This is a genomic window from Neomegalonema sp. (genome assembly GCF_028688855.1).
Classification (GTDB): domain Bacteria; phylum Pseudomonadota; class Alphaproteobacteria; order Rhodobacterales; family Rhodobacteraceae; genus Neomegalonema.
In genome coordinates, this window is record NZ_JAQTXI010000006.1 from 142,831 (window position 1) to 157,462 (window position 14,632).

Sequence of the window (14,632 nt, forward strand, 5' to 3'; positions counted from 1 at the left end):
TATGGAGACGAAACATCCGCCGACCCGCTTCCCCCAACCAGCCGCCCCGCGAGACGGGACCCCGCATCAACCGCCAGATCCGCGCCACCGAGATCCGCCTGATCGATCAGGACGGCGAAAATCGCGGCGTGATGTCTCCGCGCGACGCCCTGATTCTGGCCGAAGAGGCCGGACTGGACCTCGTGGAGATCTCGCCGGGCGTGGTTCCCCCGGTCTGCAAGATCCTCGACGTCGGCAAGTTCAAATACGAACAGCAGAAGAAGGCCGCCGAGGCCAAGAAGAATCAGAAGATCGTCGAAGTGAAGGAGGTCAAGCTCCGTCCGAACATCGACGACCATGATTACGAAGTGAAGATGCGCAGCATGGTCCGCTTCCTCGAGGAAGGCGACAAGGTGAAGGTCACCCTGCGCTTCCGCGGACGCGAGATGGCGCATCAGGGCCTCGGACAGCAGCTGCTCGACAAGGTCGCCACCGAGCTGGAGACCCTCGGCAAGGTCGAGTCCATGCCCCGGCTCGAAGGCCGCCAGATGGTGATGATTGTCGGGCCCCGCTGAGCCGGATTCCGCCTCCACCTCCTCGACGGGTCAAAGCCTCGGCCGCCGCCTCGAAGCGGCGGGGGCCCGGGCGGCGGAACGTCTCTCCGCCGCCTTGCCGCTCGACGCGGCTTCGGGAGGGGCGGGGCGCATCGCCGCCCTTCTCGGCCCGATCCTGCCCTTCGACAAGCGGGCGCGCCGCAATCTCGATCATGTCTGGCCTCAGGCCGGGCCCGGGAGCCGGCGGGAGTGGCGGCGCGGCGTCTATGACAATTTCGCCCGCAGCATCGTCGAATATCCCCATCTGGCGCGCATCGCCGCGGATCCCGACCGCCTGACCATCGAAGGCGCGGAGCATCTCCTTGCGGCGAAGGCCGCCGGACGGGGCGCGATTCTCGCCACGGCCCATTTCGGGCAATGGGAGGCGGTGCGTCTGGCGGCGCGGCGGCTCGGCTGGGAGACGGGGCTGATCTACCGGCGCTTCAACAATCCCCTCGTGGACGCCCAGGCGCTGCGTCTGGCCCGCACGGGCGGCGAGCCGGTGGTGACGCGCGGCGCCTCGGGGCTGCTGCGCTTCGTGCGCCACCTCAAGCGCGGAGGCGCCATGGCCATCCTGGCGGATCACCGCATGGACGGAATCCGGGCGCCCTTTCTGGGGCGCGAGGCTTCGTCATCCACCGCGGCGGCGGAGATCGCGCTCTCGACGGGGGCGGCGCTGATCCCCGCGCGGGGCGAGAGGCTCGGAGGGGCGCGCTTCCGGGCGGTCTTCGAGCCGCCGATCCTGCCGCCCCCGATCCTTCCGCAGGAGGGGGGCGCGACGCCGCAGGAGGCCGCGGAGGCCATGACGCTCGCCCTGAACGCGCGTTATGAAGCCTGGATCCAATCGGCGCCGGGACAATGGTTCTGGCTGCATCGGCGCTGGGGGCGACTGTGAAGGACGACGAAGACGCCGACGACCGGACAGAGGGAAAGCGCGAGATGATCTTGCAGGAATCCTTCGCCGAGGGCCTGAAGGGGCGTTTCCTGATCGCCGATCCCTCCATCGGCGATCCGGAGTTCGCCCGCACGCTGATCCTCGTGACGGCGCACGGGCCTCAGGGGGCGATGGGCTTCATCGTCAACCGCCCCGCCGAGCGCCCCCGCTTCGCCGAGGTGCGGCGCGAACTCGGACTCGGCCGACGCGGGCCGACGCCCGATCCTCTGGTGATGTCGGGGGGGCCGGTGGAGGAGACGCGCGGCTTCCTCATCCACAGCGAGGATTACGACGCCCCGCAGGACTCCAGCGAGAACGTCGGGCCTGGCCTGCGCGTGACCTCCGCCATGGAGGCGCTGCGGGCGGTGGCGGCGGGATCGGGGCCGCGTCGGGCGCTCTTCGTGCTCGGCTACGCCGGATGGGCTCCGCGCCAGCTGGAGCGCGAGCTTCAGCGCAACGACTGGCTGGTGGGCCCGGCGGCGGCCGATCCGGAGCTCGTCTTCGCGACGCCTCCCGCCGAACGCTGGACGCGGGCGCTGGAGAGCCTCGGCGTCGCGCCGGATCGCCTGATGGGCGGCGGAACCGGCTGAACCTGCGCGGGCGGAGAGGGCGGGGGCTTGACCGCCGCTCCGGGATGGGGGAAGGCTCCGGCGCCGGACCCCCGCCTTTCCGCCCAGGAGCCTCCATGACCCTCCCGAAGCCTTACGCTCCGCTGATCCTCTCCGCCGAGGCCGTGGCGGCGGAGACGCGCAGCCTGCGCGATCTGCTGCGCTGGGCGGTGGGGCGCTTCAACGCCGCCGGGCTCTTCCACGGCCACGGCGTCGACACGGCCTGGGACGAGGCGGTCTTCCTCATGCTGGAGGCTCTGGCCCTGCCGGTGGACCAGCTGGAGCCCTATCTCGACGCCCGCCTGACCGAAGCCGAACGGCGGCGTCTGGCGGCCCTCGTCGAGGCGCGCATCGAGACCCGCAAGCCCTCGGTCTATCTGGTGAACAAGACCTATCTCCAGGGCGTGCCCTTCTACGTGGACGAGCGCGTCATCGTCCCGAGGAGCTACATCTCCGAGATCCTCTTCTCGGGCGTGGAGGGGCTCTGGCCCGATCCCTCCGGAGTGGCTTCGGTGCTGGATCTCTGCGCGGGTTCGGGCTGTCTGGCGGTTCTGGCGGCGCAGGTCTTCCCTCTGGCCGAGATCCACGCCGTGGAGCTTTCGCCCGAAGCCGCCGAGGTCGCGCGGATCAACATCGCCGACCATGGCCTCGAGGATCGCGTCACGCTGCATGTGGGCGACCTCTTCGCGCCTCTGGAGGGGCGGCGCTTCGATCTGATCCTGACCAACCCGCCCTATGTGGACGCCGAAGGCATGGGCTGGCTCTCGCCCGAGCATCGCCACGAGCCCGAGATGGCCCTCGCGGCGGGCGAGGACGGGATGTCGGTGGTGCGGCGCATCCTCGCCGGGGGCCTGGAGCATCTGACGCCGCAAGGGGGGATGCTCGCCGAGGTGGGGCGTCTGCGGCCCGCCGTCGAGGCCGAGGCGCCCGAGCTGCCCCTCCTCTGGATCGACACCGAACAGAGCCGCGGCGAAACCTTCTGGATCACCGCGGAAACATGGGCCGCGGCTTCCCCGGAGGCGTCGGGGCGCAAAGCGGCGGCGGCGGGAAAGCCGCGCCGGACCCGCAAGCCGCCCATGACCTGAGCGGGCCGGGAGGATCGGCCTCGTCGCCCTGGCCCGAGGGCCAGCCGCCGATGGAGGCCGTCCCCATCGTCTCGGCGACGGAGCGGAAGGGAATCCCGCGCGCGGCGAGTTCGTCCTCCAGGCGCGCCGACTCGCCCGCCAGAGCGTAGACGCCGCGCTCGGCCGCCTCCGCGATGAGGGCGCCCGCCGCCCGGACCTCCGCGAGGGTGGTCTCGCGGATCTCGGTCGAGCGCAGCGCCCGCGCCGCGAGGTCGCGTCCGTCCATGGCCTCCCAGACCGCCGCGCCGAAGAGTCCGCGCGTGGTCTCCAGGGCGTCGAGGTCCTCGCGCAGCCGCCCGAGCCGCGCCGCGTTCAGCTCCCGGGGCGTGACGGGATCCGTCCGCAGCGAGCCGAGGATGCGCCAGGTCTCCTCCAGGGCTTCGGCGGCGTTCTCGGCGTTGAAGGAGCTGTCCAGCCAGATCACGCCCTGTTTCAGCCCCCGGTCGATCAGACCCCCCGAGGCGCTGTAGGTGAATCCCTTCTCCTCGCGCAGCACCCGGTTGAGGCGGCTCACGAAGCCGCCGCCGAGCGCCCGCGCCGCCGTCTCCAGAGCCGCCGTCGGCGGCGCCAGCTCCGGCCCGCCGATGCGGGCGGTGAAGGCCGCCTGCGCCGCGCCCTGGGAATCGGCCAGACCCACGAAGCGCTCCGGAGGCGGCGCGCCGGGATTCTCCTCCGGACGGCGGGGCGCCGCGCCGCGCCAGGCGCCGAAGGCCTGGACCATCAGCCTTTCCGCCTCTCCGGAGGACAGGTCGGCCACCAGCACGGCTTGCGCGCCGTCGGGACGGAAGATGCGCCGGTGCAGCGCGAGCGCCTCCTCCAGGGTCAGGCCGGTGAGGCTCTCCGGAGTCTCCGAGCGGCCCGCGCGCGTCTCCAGCCCGTAGAAGTCGGCCTTGACGACCTCGGCGGCCAGAGAAGGCGCGTAGGAGCGGGCGTAGCTCGCCGCCAGACGCCGCCGCGCCAGCGTGGTCTCCCAGAGCGCCTGGTCGGGCTCGGGCGCGAGCAGGGCCCGGGCGAAATCCTGGAGGGCGCGCTCGAACTCCTGACGCGGCGCCGTGAGCAGCGCCGCGACATGGGTCGCCGAGACGTTGGCCGAGGCCGCTCCGCCCATGTAGGCCAGACGCCGCGCCGTCACGGGATTGCGGCCGATCATCTCGGCCATGGTCGCGACCAGGCCTTCATGTCCGGGAGGGTCGAGGGCCTCGCCGCCGGGCGCCACCAGAGCCAGATAGGCCAGGGCCGCGTCGGGGCGGTGGAAATGGAGCAGACGCAGCCCGTTGGGCAGGGTCAGCAGGGCGGGTTCGGGAAAGGTCGGGGCTTCGGGCGCGGGCGGAGGGGGCGGAATGGGCGTCGCCGTCCGGGGGCGCACGGGCGGCGGCAGGAGCGCCCTCGGGCCGGTCGGGCCGAGCAGCGCCTGAGGCAGGCCGCCGCGCGGGCCGGGATGGATGATCCCCACCGAAGCCTCCTCGAGCCGCGCCACGGCCCTGAGGGCGGCGTCGGCTCTGGGGGCGTCGACCTGCGAGAGCCTCCGGGCCGCCATGGCCCGCAGGCTCGCCGAACCGAGGTTCAGATGGGCGTCCACCGCGTAGCGGGCGCGCTGGGCGAGGCGCTCCTCGGCCTCGACGAGCTCGGTGGCCAGCCTGCGGGCGGCGGCGCGCACCTCCAGGCGGGGCAGGCCCCCGGCGAGGATCTCGGCGAGGGCCTGGCGGGTCTCGGCCTCCAGAGTCTCGGCGTCGACGCCCTCGGCGGCGGTGGCGACCACCGCGAAGCGTCCGCCGAGGCGCAGGGGCGTCCAGAGCGCGGCGACCTGCGTCGCGGCGCGCCGCTCCAGCACCAGCTTGCGGCGCAGGACGCCCATGGAATCGTCGGTCAGCGCCACGGCGGCCACGCGCAAGGCCTCGTCGCCTTCCGAGCCGACCGGCGGGCCGGTCCATTCGAGGAAGAGCGTGACGGCGGGCAGGGCGTCCTCGAAGGTCAGCCGGGCGCGGCTGGCGGGAAAGGGCGCCGGAGGCGCGACCGGCGGCGGCGGCGTGGACCAGGGCAGGGCGCCGAAGCTCTCCTCGACGAGGCGGCGGGCCTCCTGCGGCTCGAAGTCCCCCGCCAGCGCGAGCGTGGCGTTGGAGGGGCGGTAATAGAGGTCGAAGAAGCGCCGGGCGTCCTCCAGGGTGGCGGCCTCCAGATCGGCCAGAGCCCCGATCACCGGGCGCCGGTAGGGATGGTCCTCGGGATAGAGCGCCGAGGCCAGGGCCTCCTGAGGGCCGAAGCCGGGGGCGTCGGCGACGTTCTGGCGCATCTCGTTGAGCACGACCTCGCGCTGGAGGTCGAGGTCCGCCTGATCCAGCGAAGGCCCGAGATTGGCCATGCGGTCGGCCTCCAGCGCGAGCATCAGCGGCAGGGCGACGCTCGGGCCCTCCATCTGGTAGCGCACGCCGTCCTCGCTGGTGAAGGCGTTGGCCACCACGCCCGCCGCCGCGAGGGGCGCGTCGAAATCGGGGGCCGCGGGAGTGCCCATGAACATCAGATGCTCGAAGAGATGCGAGAAGCCGCTGAGCCCCGAAGGCTCGCGGGCCGAGCCCACGTCGTAACGGAGCTCCATGGCCACCTTGGGCGTGCGCGGATCGGGGAGCAGAATCACCTGGAGGCCGTTGGCGAGCCGGTATTCCTCCAGACGGCCGGGCGGCGGAGCCGCGAAGGGCGCCTCCGAGGCCTCCGCCGCAAGGGGGGTCAGGAGCGCGAAGAGAACCGCCAGCGCAAGGCGAAGCTGCATCATGGGCGCTCTCCGGTCCGGAGCTCTCCGATCAGGGATCCCGGATCGCAAGATCTTATCAAAAGCGGGGTCGCTCTCGGTCAAATGTATCTTATTGATACAGTGACTGCAAACAATCTCCTTGTAACGTGAAAGCCTGTTTCATTCGGGAATGGAAAATCGTGGCTTCTCAAACCCTCGGGTTTTTTCATCCTGCGTAAGGCGGACCAATCGCCGCAGGGCTTTCCTCCGGCGCCGCAGCATGAAATAAGCGCGCCCTGAAGCTGGAATCCGGAGAAGCGCACATGACGATTCGCGAAGCCCTCACCTTCGACGACGTGCTTCTGGTGCCCGCGGCGAGCGACGTGCTGCCCGCCCAAGCGGACACGCGCACGCGCCTCACGCGAGAGATCGAACTCAACATCCCCCTGATCTCCTCGGCCATGGACACCGTGACCGAAGCCGAAATGGCCATCGCCATGGCTCAGGCGGGGGGGATCGGGGTGATCCACCGCAACCTCTCCCTCGAGGAGCAGGCCGACCATGTGCGCCGCGTGAAGCGCTTCGAGTCGGGGGTGGTCTACGACCCGGTCACGCTCTCGCCCGAACAGACCCTCGCCGACGCGCGGGCCCTCCAGGCCAGGCATCACATCTCGGGCTTTCCGGTGGTCGAGCCGAAGACCGGCAAGCTGGCGGGCATCCTGACCCATCGCGACATGCGCTTCGTCGATTCGCCCGCCACGCCGGTGTCGCAGATCATGACCCGCGAGAATCTCGCCGTCATCCGCGAGCCCATCGACACCGACGCCGCCCGGCGGCTGCTCCACGAGCGGCGCATCGAGAAGCTGCTGGTCGTGGACGAGGCGGGGCGCTGCGTCGGGCTGCTGACGGTCAAGGACATCGAGAAGTCGGTCCTCAACCCCAGCGCCTGCAAGGACAGCCTCGGGCGTCTGCGGGTGGCGGCGGCGAGCAGCGTCGGCGACGACGGATTCGCCCGCTCCGAGGCCCTCATCGACGCGGGCGTGGACGTGGTGGTCATCGACACCGCCCACGGCCATTCGAAGCTCGTCGGCGAGGCGGTCACGCGCATCAAGAAGCTCTCCAACGCGGTGCAGGTCATCGCGGGCAACGTGGCCACCGCCGCCGCCACCCGCGCCCTCATCGACGCCGGCGCCGACGCGGTGAAGGTCGGGATCGGGCCGGGCTCCATCTGCACCACCCGCGTGGTGGCCGGAGTGGGCGTGCCGCAGCTCACGGCGATCCTCGACAGCGCCGCCGAAGGCGAGAAGCACGGCGTTCCGATCATCGCCGACGGCGGGATCAAGCTTTCGGGCGATCTGGCCAAGGCCATCGCGGCGGGGGCCTCCTGCGCGATGATCGGCTCGATGCTCGCGGGCACCGACGAGGCGCCGGGCGAGGTGTTCCTCCATCAGGGCCGCAGCTACAAGTCCTATCGGGGCATGGGCTCGCTCGGCGCCATGGCGCGGGGCTCGGCGGACCGCTACTTCCAGAAGGAGGTCCGCGACAGCATGAAGCTCGTGCCGGAGGGCATCGAGGGCCAGGTCCCCTACAAGGGCGGCGTGGGCCAGGTGCTGCATCAGCTGGTGGGCGGTCTGCGGGCGGCCATGGGCTACACCGGTCAGCGCACCATCGCGGAGATGCGCCGGAACTGCGAATTCGTGCGCATCACCAACGCGGGTCTGCGCGAGAGCCACCCTCATGACGTGACCATCACCCGCGAGGCGCCGAACTATCGCGCCTGACGCGCTCTTCTCCTTCCCGGTCCCGACGTCCGTTAAGTTCTGGCGTCGGGGGCGGGGATGATCTAACGTTTGCGGCGCAACAAGGGAGAGGGACCTCCTTTTGACGGCTTGCTGGCTGATCAAATCCGAGCCGGAGACCTGGTCATGGGCCGAGCAGGTCGCGCGCGGCGCGTCCGGCGAGCCCTGGACGGGGGTGCGCAATCATTCGGCCAAACTGAATCTTGCGGCCATGCGGCCGGGAGACCTCGCCTTCTTCTATCACTCCGTGAGCGAGAAGCGGATCATGGGCGTCGTGCGCGTGATCCGCGCGGCCTATCCCGACCCGACCGCCGAACCCGGCGCGCCCTGGGTCTGCGTGGACGTGGCCGCCCTCGTCGAGGCGCCCCGCCCGCTGACCCTGGCCGAGATCAAGGCCGATCCGCGCCTCGCGCAGACGGCTCTGGTCAAGCTGACGCGGCTTTCGGTTCAGCCCGTGAGGCCGGAGGAATGGCGGATCATCTGCGAAGCGCTCGGGCTGGACCCGGAAAGGTTGGAATCATGACGTCTGCGGTCGGAACTCCTCTGCCGAGCTATCTCGTCGAGCGCTATCGGGGCTGGAAGGCCAACCGCTTCGAGGAAAGCCGGGCCTGGTTCGCGCGGCTGGTCGAGGAGGGGCAGAAGCCCCGCACCATGGTGATCGGCTGCTGCGACAGCCGCGTCGAGCCGAGCGCGCTCTTCGGCGCCGAGCCGGGCGAGCTCTTCATCATGCGCAACATCGCCAATCTGGTGCCGCCCTACGCTCCGGACGCCCAGCAGCACGGCTCTTCGGCGGGCATCGAATACGCCGTGAAGTCGCTGAAGGTGACCGACATCGTCATCATGGGCCACAGCCATTGCGGCGGCGTGGCGGCCTTCCACGACATCCAGCGCAACGAGATCACCGACACCACCGACTTCATCGGCCGCTGGCTGGACACCCTCGCGCCCGCCTTCGCGCGGGTCAACGAGCGGGAATGGCCGGATCGCGAATCGCGCATCCAGGAGCTGGGGCGTCAGGGGGTGGTGCAGTCGCTCCTGAGCCTCATGACCTTCCCCTACGTGGCCAAGGCCGTCGAGGAGGGCAAGCTGAGGCTCCATGGCGTCTGGTTCGACATCTCCGACGGCGGGCTGCATGAATATGATCCCGCGCTCGGCGCCTTCCGGCGGGTCTGAGCGGATGCTGAAGGTCGTCGCGCAGGATTTCATCCGGCCGGAGGCGCTGGAGATCGTCGCGCCGCTCTATCGGGAGCTGGTCGAAAGGACCCGACAGGAGAAGCTCTGCCTGGCCTACGATCTCTTCGTGGATCAGAAGGACCCCGGGCATTTCGTCTTCATCGAGGCCTGGCCGGACCGGGCCGCCCTGAAGGCGCATTGCGAAACGGAGCATTTCCGGCGACTGGTTCCTCTGATCAACGCCCATCAGAGGCGGGATCCGATCATCACGCTGATGGACGCCTTCGCCTGACCTGCGGAGCGCGCCTTCCGCGCCAGTCCTGAGGGAGGGGCTCATGATCCTGCGTTCGTTCGGGTTCCCGAGGGCCGGAGGCCGGAGGGCGGCGAAGCTCGGCGTTCTGGCCTGGGCGCTTCTGGCGCATCCGGCCTGGGGCGGCGTCCGGCTGGAGCGCTCGGCGCTGGCCGTGACCCTCGACGGGACGAGCTATCAGGTGCGGCTCAAGGGGCGGCTCAACGCCCCCGGAGAACTGGACCTGAGCGATCCGGCCGCCGCCCGCGCCTGGGAGGCCTTCGTGGCGGAGCTGCCGCGTCAGCCGGGCTATCGTCAGGCGGATCTGCGGGTGGGCGGCCGCGCCGACGTCGAGATCCGGCTGGACGGCGAACTGACCTCGGGCGAGCCCATCCTCGGCCTGCCCTTCACCCAGGAGCCGGAGTCGGAGGGCAATCTCTTCTTCCTGCGGCTGATGGAGGACGGGACCGTCGAATTCAGCCTGAACCCCCGAGGCGCCGAACCCGGCGACCCCATCCGGGCGGATGTGCAGGTGCGGATCCGGCGGGGAATCCCGCTGGAGGTCGAGGGCGCCGGGCGGCCCGCCTCCGGCGAGCCCTGGGTCTGGAGGATCACCTCGCCGGAGGACCCGATGCGTCTGCGCCTGCGGCCGCCCTTCGCCTTCTTCGGCGGCAAACCATGAGGTGGGGCCATGAGCCTTGAAAGCGTGCAGGCCTTCTTCGCGGAGAAGGCCCCCGATGTGGAGGTTCTGGTGACCGAGGCCAGCACGGCCACGGTGGCGCTCGCCGCCGCGGCCCATGGCGTCGAGCCCGGCCAGATCGCCAAGACCCTCTCGCTGATCCTCGACGAGCGGCCGATCCTGATCGTGACGCGCGGCGACGCCCGGCTGGACAACAGGAAATATCGCGCCCGCTTCGGCGCCAAGGCGAAGATGCTGGATGCGGAGGCGGCGCTCGCGGCGACCTCGCATCCGGTGGGCGGGATCTGCCCCTTCGGCCTGCCCGAAGGCGTGACGGTCTATTGCGACGTCTCGCTGAAGGCCTTCGCCGAGGTGGTGCCCGCCGCCGGCGCCGTCAATGCGGCGGTGCGCATCGGGACCGGGCGCATGGCGGAGCTCGTCGGCGCGGAATGGGTCGACGTCTGCCAGGAGCCGCCGCAGGAGCCGCCCGCCTGAGCCTCGGACTTCAGGCGCCTGCGGCTCGGGCGAAGGCGCGGATCTTCGCGGCGTCCTTCACGCCCGGCGCGGATTCCACGCCCGAGGAGACGTCCACGCGCGCGGCGCCGGTGCGCGCCACGGCCTCGGCGACGTTCTCCGGCGTGAGGCCGCCCGCCAGCATCCAGGGCCCCGGCCAGCGACGGCCCGCCAGAAGGCTCCAGTCGAAGGCGAGGCCGTTGCCGCCCGGCAGGGCGGCGTCGGGCGCGGGCCTGGCGTCGAAGAGGATCATGTCGGCGGCCCGGGACAGCCGCAGCGCGAGAAGGAAATCCTCCTCCGCGCCCAGAGGCGCCGCCGCGATCAGCGGCAGTCCCGCCCGACGGCGCAGGGCCGCCAGACGCGCCGGATCCTCGACCTTGTGGATCTGGATCATGTCCAGAGCGGCGAGCTCCAGAACGGCGTCGAGGTCTTCATCGGCGGGATTCACGAAAAGCCCGACCTTGCAGAGTCCTTCCGGCGCCTCGCGGGCGAGGGCGGCGGCGGTCTGCGGCGTCAGGGCGCGCGGCGAGGGCGGGAAGAACACGAAGCCCGCATAACGGGCTCCGGCCTCCGCCGCGACGGCGAGATCCGCCCTTGAGCGGATCCCGCAGATCTTCACTTCGGCCATGACGCGCTCAGCGGAGCGCGGCGACCGCGCCGCCCTGAGGCGACGCGCCCGCATGGAGCGGCTGCAGCGTGGCGAGTCTGGCCTCCAGCTCGGCGATGCGTCGTTCGGCCCGCGCCTTTTCCCGGCGTTCTCCGGCCTCGCGGATCCATTCGAGGACCACGCCGATCAGCAGACCCAGCAGCGCCGCTCCGATCACGAGGGCCGCCAGCGGAAGCTCGACCTGAGCCGGACTGACGATCCCCAGACCGAGCGGATCGAGCCGCACCGTGACCGGATGCGGGTTCATCATGATGAGCGCCGCCAGAGGCGTCGCCAGCAAGGCCAGAAGGATCAGCTTCAGATAGGTCACCCCGAACTCCCGTCACCTGATCGGAGCGCGGGGCCATCCCTCACGTCTCCGGATTGAAATCGACGTTGATGCGCTCGCGCAGCTCCTTGCCCGTCTTGAAGAAGGGCACGCGTTTCTGCGGCACCGACACGGTTTCTCCTGTGCGCGGATTGCGGCCCTGGCGTTCTTCGCGCTGCTTGACCGAAAAGGCGCCGAATCCGCGCAACTCCACCCTGTCCCCCCTGGTGAGGGCGGACGAGATTTCGTCGAACACGGTGGCGACCACCCGCTCTACGTCCCGCTGATACAAATGCGGATGACGTTCCGCAAGCGCATCGACGAGTTCGGACTTGATCATATGGCGGCTTCCCCTCTTTGTCGCGCGCGGTTTGCTGACGCGCGATGTCCGCGGCTTTCACGCGCCTGCCGACGCGAAATCCGCATGCCCCTTCTTTCTGTCTGCGCATCCGCGATCCGGCTTTCGCCGGAGCCGCAGGACGCCCGCCCTTCGCGCGCTCCCCGAACGCGATGGGTGGTCGGAACCTCGATCCTTCGTGTTTATTCAAGCCACTATGCGCATTTGGCGTCGGAAGGTCAACCGCGTCTTGACGAAATCGGATGCGCCGGGCGCGGAAGCCTCTCCTGTGTCGTTCGGGGATGGAGGCCCCGGAAAATCTTAACGAATCCCCGGGGTTGAGGGGGGCCGGGGGCGGATTCGCCTCACCCGGCGGGAGTCAGCCGCCAGACCCGGCCCGGCGAACCGTCCTCGATGGCCCAGACGGAGCCGTCGGGGGCGGTCTCGACGTCGCGGATGCGGGTTTCGAGGTCCCAGCGGTCGACCTGGCGGGCGCCGCCCTGATCGTCGAAGGCCACGCGGACGATTCCCGACCCCGCCAGAGCCCCGATCAGCGCCGAACCGCGCCAGTCGGGGAACAGATCGCCCGCGTAGAAGGTCAGGCCTGCGGGCGCGATCACCGGCGTCCAGTAGAGGGCGGGCTCGTGGAGTTCGGTGCGGGTGGGGGGCTTCGGGATCGCCCTTCCGCCGTAATGGACGCCGTAGGAGACTTCGGGCCAGCCGTAATTCGCGCCCGCCTCGATCAGGTTCAGCTCGTCGCCGCCCTGAGGCCCCATCTCGTGCGACCAGAGCCGCCCGTCCGGCGCGAAGGCGAGGCCGTAGGGGTTGCGGTGGCCGGTGGTCCAGGTCATGGCACGCACGCCGCCTGCGGCCTCCTGCGGATTGCCCGGAGCCGCCGCGCCGTCGAGCGTCAGGCGGAGGATCTTGCCGAGCCCCTGGTCCGGATCCTGGGCGGGCGCCATGCGCTGGCGGTCGCCGACGGTGAGGAAGAGATGCTCGCCCGAGGGGTCGAAGGCGATGATCGCGCCGGGATGTCCGCCGCCCCCCTTGGGCTCCTGGCGCCAGAGGACCGCGAGATCCTCCAGCCGGGCCGCGCCCTCCGCCTCGACCAGCTTCGCCCGCGCCAGAGCCGGGCCGCTGCCGCCTTCGCCGGGCTCGGAGAAGGTGAAGTAGATCTCGCCCGTCTGCGCGAAGCGCGGCGAGGGCGCCACATGGAACAGCCCGTTCTGGCCGCCATGGGCCACGGGCGGCACGCCCGAGACCTCCAGCTTCTCGCCCGTGGGCCGCAGGAGGAAGAGCTCGCCCCCATGCTCCGTGACCAGAGCCCGCCCGTCGGGCAGGAAGGCCAGAGCCCAGGGCGAGTCCATTTCGGCGATCTCGGTCAGGACGAAGGGGAGGGTCTCCGAGAAGGGGGCCTCTCCGGAATTCGCGACCTCCGCCGCTCCGGCGACCGCCGGGGCGAGGCCCCAGGCGAGGAGGGCGGCGAGGGGAAGGGGCAGGCGGCGCATGCGGGATCTCCTGAAATCGGGGCCTTCAGGCGGGCGAGGCCTGAAGGCCGGGGTTTCGGGTCGGATCGGGGCCGCGCCGCCCTCAGGGGGCTTGCGCGGGGCTCAGCGGATGGCCCAGAGCACGCCGCGACGGCCGCCCAGAGCCTCGGCCGAACCGCTCACGCCGAGCTGTTCGGCGATGCGTTCGAGCAGGAGCTTCTGACGCGGAGCGGCGGGCGCGCGGTTGCGGATCTCCAGATCCTCGGCGACGCCCTTTTCGCTCTCCAGCCAGGCGACGGCCTCCTGTTCTCCGCCGAGTCCGTCGATCAGCCGGGCCTCCAGAGCCTGGCGGCCGGTGAAGACGCGTCCGTCGCCCACGGCGCGCGCCTCGTTGTCGTTCATCTGGCGACGTTCCTTCACGAGATCCAGAAACCAGGCGTAGGAATCGTTCACTATGGCTTGATCCGCCGCGACGGCCGCCGGGTCCACCGGCTGGAAGGGCGAGGGCGCCGCCTTGAGCGGGGCGCTCTTGACCTCGATCATCTCCACGCCGATGCGTTCTGCCAGCTCGTGGAAATTCGGCGATTGCGAGATCACCCCGATCGAGCCCGTGATGCTGTTGCCGCGCGCCAGCAGATGGTCGGCCGCCAGAGCCGCGATGTAGCCGCCCGAGGCCGCCTGTTCGCCCATCACCGCCACGAGGGGCTTGGCCTCCGCGACGACGCGCAGAGCCTCGTAGAGCTCTTCGGAGCCGACGACGGTGCCGCCGGGGCTGTCGATGCTCAGGATCACGCCCTTGATCGCGTCCTCTTCGGCGAGGTCGCGCAGGAAGAGGTCGCGGGTGCGGTCGCTGGAGATCACGTCCGTCACGCGGATGCGGGCGATGTGGTCGGGCGCGACGGCTCCGCCCAGCGCCTGCAGCGAATTGGAGAGCAGCGCGCCGCCGACCAGAAGCAGGGTCAGCACGCCGAAGAGCCGCCAGCGTCCGCGGCTGCGCCGGATCCTCTGGCGCTCCTCCTCGCCCTGGAGCGCGGCGGCGAAGGCGGCGGTCAGGGCCGCCGGATCGCTCGCCGGAGCGGAGGGGCCCGTCCCGAGGCGCGGGGCGCCGAAGCCGGGAGGCGAAGCCTTGGAGAGGGGGACGCCCGGCGCGGAAGGCGGAACGCCGCCTTCGGAGGAGAAACCGGAGGGCGGCGCAGAAGGAGGCATGGTCATGGCGGGGCGTGGACTCCGAAAGGGCGGCGTGCAGGGATCCGGGCGAAGTTATGAACTGGCGCAGGCGGAAGCAATCCGGAATCGCGCGGAGATCTCGTCCGTTCACGGATATGTTGAAGGCTCTCAAGGGCTTGCCGCGCTGCGAGGAGCCGCCGCGCGGCGGGGGCGGCGCGGGCTCCGCGCGGGAGGGACGGCGCGGGAGGTCG

The 14,632-nt window shown here is 70.8% G+C and carries 16 protein-coding genes; 10 read left to right on the top strand and 6 right to left on the bottom strand.

The genetic code is table 11. The annotated features are described in order from the left end of the window. Positions 1-14: 14 nt before the first annotated feature. The 4 genes from infC (at position 15) to prmB (ending at position 3,199) form a co-directional block, all read left to right on the top strand. Entirely contained in the window at positions 15-554 is a 540-nt protein-coding gene (gene infC / locus PHN62_RS06535; protein WP_367187005.1) for a translation initiation factor IF-3, read from the top strand. Next, the gene (locus PHN62_RS06540; RefSeq protein ID WP_300148002.1) at positions 538-1,467 is read left to right on the top strand and encodes a lysophospholipid acyltransferase family protein; all 930 of its coding nucleotides are present in this window, start codon (positions 538-540) and stop codon (positions 1,465-1,467) included. Before infC ends, PHN62_RS06540 begins: the two co-directional genes overlap by 17 nt. A 44-nt stretch (positions 1,468-1,511) precedes the next feature. Beyond that, on the top strand, positions 1,512-2,096 hold the full coding sequence (locus tag PHN62_RS06545; RefSeq protein ID WP_300148004.1) for a YqgE/AlgH family protein: 585 nt from the start codon (positions 1,512-1,514) through the stop codon (positions 2,094-2,096). Positions 2,097-2,191: 95 nt separating this feature from the next. Then, on the top strand, positions 2,192-3,199 hold the full coding sequence (prmB, locus tag PHN62_RS06550; RefSeq protein WP_300148006.1) for a 50S ribosomal protein L3 N(5)-glutamine methyltransferase: 1,008 nt from the start codon (positions 2,192-2,194) through the stop codon (positions 3,197-3,199). Here the strand turns inward: prmB and PHN62_RS06555 are convergent. Beyond that, positions 3,099-6,005, bottom strand: a complete 2,907-nt coding sequence (locus tag PHN62_RS06555) for a pitrilysin family protein (RefSeq protein WP_300148008.1) — start codon at positions 6,003-6,005, stop codon at positions 3,099-3,101. The genes prmB and PHN62_RS06555 overlap by 101 nt on opposite strands. Positions 6,006-6,286: 281 nt before the next feature. Here PHN62_RS06555 and guaB point away from each other — a divergent pair, with 281 nt between their 5' ends. The 6 genes from guaB to PHN62_RS06585 all read left to right on the top strand — a co-directional run bounded on the left by guaB (position 6,287) and on the right by PHN62_RS06585 (position 10,398). After that, positions 6,287-7,744, top strand: a complete 1,458-nt coding sequence (gene guaB, locus PHN62_RS06560) for an IMP dehydrogenase (protein WP_300148011.1) — start codon at positions 6,287-6,289, stop codon at positions 7,742-7,744. A 100-nt stretch (positions 7,745-7,844) separates the two neighbouring features. Further along, the gene (locus tag PHN62_RS06565) at positions 7,845-8,285 is read left to right on the top strand and encodes an EVE domain-containing protein (protein ID WP_300148014.1); all 441 of its coding nucleotides are present in this window, start codon (positions 7,845-7,847) and stop codon (positions 8,283-8,285) included. After that, positions 8,282-8,935, top strand: a complete 654-nt coding sequence (locus PHN62_RS06570) for a carbonic anhydrase (RefSeq protein ID WP_300148016.1) — start codon at positions 8,282-8,284, stop codon at positions 8,933-8,935. Before PHN62_RS06565 ends, PHN62_RS06570 begins: the two co-directional genes overlap by 4 nt. 4 nt (positions 8,936-8,939) lie before the next feature. Beyond that, positions 8,940-9,227, top strand: a complete 288-nt coding sequence (locus PHN62_RS06575) for a putative quinol monooxygenase (protein WP_300148018.1) — start codon at positions 8,940-8,942, stop codon at positions 9,225-9,227. A 43-nt stretch (positions 9,228-9,270) separates the two neighbouring features. Next, a complete protein-coding gene (locus PHN62_RS06580; protein ID WP_300148020.1) occupies positions 9,271-9,906 on the top strand; it encodes a hypothetical protein in 636 nt (211 codons plus the stop codon). Positions 9,907-9,915: 9 nt separating this feature from the next. Then, the gene (locus PHN62_RS06585; protein WP_300148022.1) at positions 9,916-10,398 is read left to right on the top strand and encodes a YbaK/EbsC family protein; all 483 of its coding nucleotides are present in this window, start codon (positions 9,916-9,918) and stop codon (positions 10,396-10,398) included. 10 nt (positions 10,399-10,408) lie between these two features. Here the strand turns inward: PHN62_RS06585 and PHN62_RS06590 are convergent, their stop codons facing one another. From PHN62_RS06590 to sppA, 5 genes are all read right to left on the bottom strand, one after another. Next, positions 10,409-11,044 carry a phosphoribosylanthranilate isomerase gene (locus PHN62_RS06590; RefSeq protein WP_300148024.1) on the bottom strand — a complete coding sequence of 212 codons (636 nt, stop codon included), beginning with the start codon at positions 11,042-11,044 and terminating at the stop codon, positions 10,409-10,411. A gap of 7 nt (positions 11,045-11,051) precedes the next feature. After that, positions 11,052-11,393 carry a lipopolysaccharide assembly protein LapA domain-containing protein gene (locus PHN62_RS06595; protein WP_300148026.1) on the bottom strand — a complete coding sequence of 114 codons (342 nt, stop codon included), beginning with the start codon at positions 11,391-11,393 and terminating at the stop codon, positions 11,052-11,054. Positions 11,394-11,433: 40 nt separating this feature from the next. Next, positions 11,434-11,730 carry an integration host factor subunit beta gene (locus PHN62_RS06600; protein ID WP_300148028.1) on the bottom strand — a complete coding sequence of 99 codons (297 nt, stop codon included), beginning with the start codon at positions 11,728-11,730 and terminating at the stop codon, positions 11,434-11,436. A gap of 362 nt (positions 11,731-12,092) precedes the next feature. Continuing rightward, positions 12,093-13,235 carry a PQQ-dependent sugar dehydrogenase gene (locus PHN62_RS06605; protein WP_300148031.1) on the bottom strand — a complete coding sequence of 381 codons (1,143 nt, stop codon included), beginning with the start codon at positions 13,233-13,235 and terminating at the stop codon, positions 12,093-12,095. A gap of 102 nt (positions 13,236-13,337) precedes the next feature. Continuing rightward, complete coding sequence (sppA, locus tag PHN62_RS06610; protein WP_300148033.1) at positions 13,338-14,426, bottom strand: signal peptide peptidase SppA; 1,089 nt, start codon at positions 14,424-14,426, stop codon at positions 13,338-13,340. Positions 14,427-14,632: the final 206 nt, after the last annotated feature.

Bases quoted from the DNA above. Each gene is read 5' to 3' on its own strand.
- PHN62_RS06575 (WP_300148018.1), top strand. From the start codon at position 8,940: ATGCTGAAGGTCGTCGCGCAGGATTTCATCCGGCCGGAGGCGCTGGAG.
- PHN62_RS06545 (WP_300148004.1), top strand. From the start codon at position 1,512: ATGATCTTGCAGGAATCCTTCGCCGAGGGCCTGAAGGGGCGTTTCCTG.
- PHN62_RS06605 (WP_300148031.1), bottom strand. From the start codon at position 13,235: ATGCGCCGCCTGCCCCTTCCCCTCGCCGCCCTCCTCGCCTGGGGCCTC.
- PHN62_RS06555 (WP_300148008.1), bottom strand. From the start codon at position 6,005: ATGATGCAGCTTCGCCTTGCGCTGGCGGTTCTCTTCGCGCTCCTGACC.
- PHN62_RS06580 (WP_300148020.1), top strand. From the start codon at position 9,271: ATGATCCTGCGTTCGTTCGGGTTCCCGAGGGCCGGAGGCCGGAGGGCG.
- PHN62_RS06600 (WP_300148028.1), bottom strand. From the start codon at position 11,730: ATGATCAAGTCCGAACTCGTCGATGCGCTTGCGGAACGTCATCCGCAT.
- PHN62_RS06590 (WP_300148024.1), bottom strand. From the start codon at position 11,044: ATGGCCGAAGTGAAGATCTGCGGGATCCGCTCAAGGGCGGATCTCGCC.
- PHN62_RS06585 (WP_300148022.1), top strand. From the start codon at position 9,916: ATGAGCCTTGAAAGCGTGCAGGCCTTCTTCGCGGAGAAGGCCCCCGAT.
- sppA (WP_300148033.1), bottom strand. From the start codon at position 14,426: ATGACCATGCCTCCTTCTGCGCCGCCCTCCGGTTTCTCCTCCGAAGGC.
- guaB (WP_300148011.1), top strand. From the start codon at position 6,287: ATGACGATTCGCGAAGCCCTCACCTTCGACGACGTGCTTCTGGTGCCC.
- prmB (WP_300148006.1), top strand. From the start codon at position 2,192: ATGACCCTCCCGAAGCCTTACGCTCCGCTGATCCTCTCCGCCGAGGCC.
- PHN62_RS06570 (WP_300148016.1), top strand. From the start codon at position 8,282: ATGACGTCTGCGGTCGGAACTCCTCTGCCGAGCTATCTCGTCGAGCGC.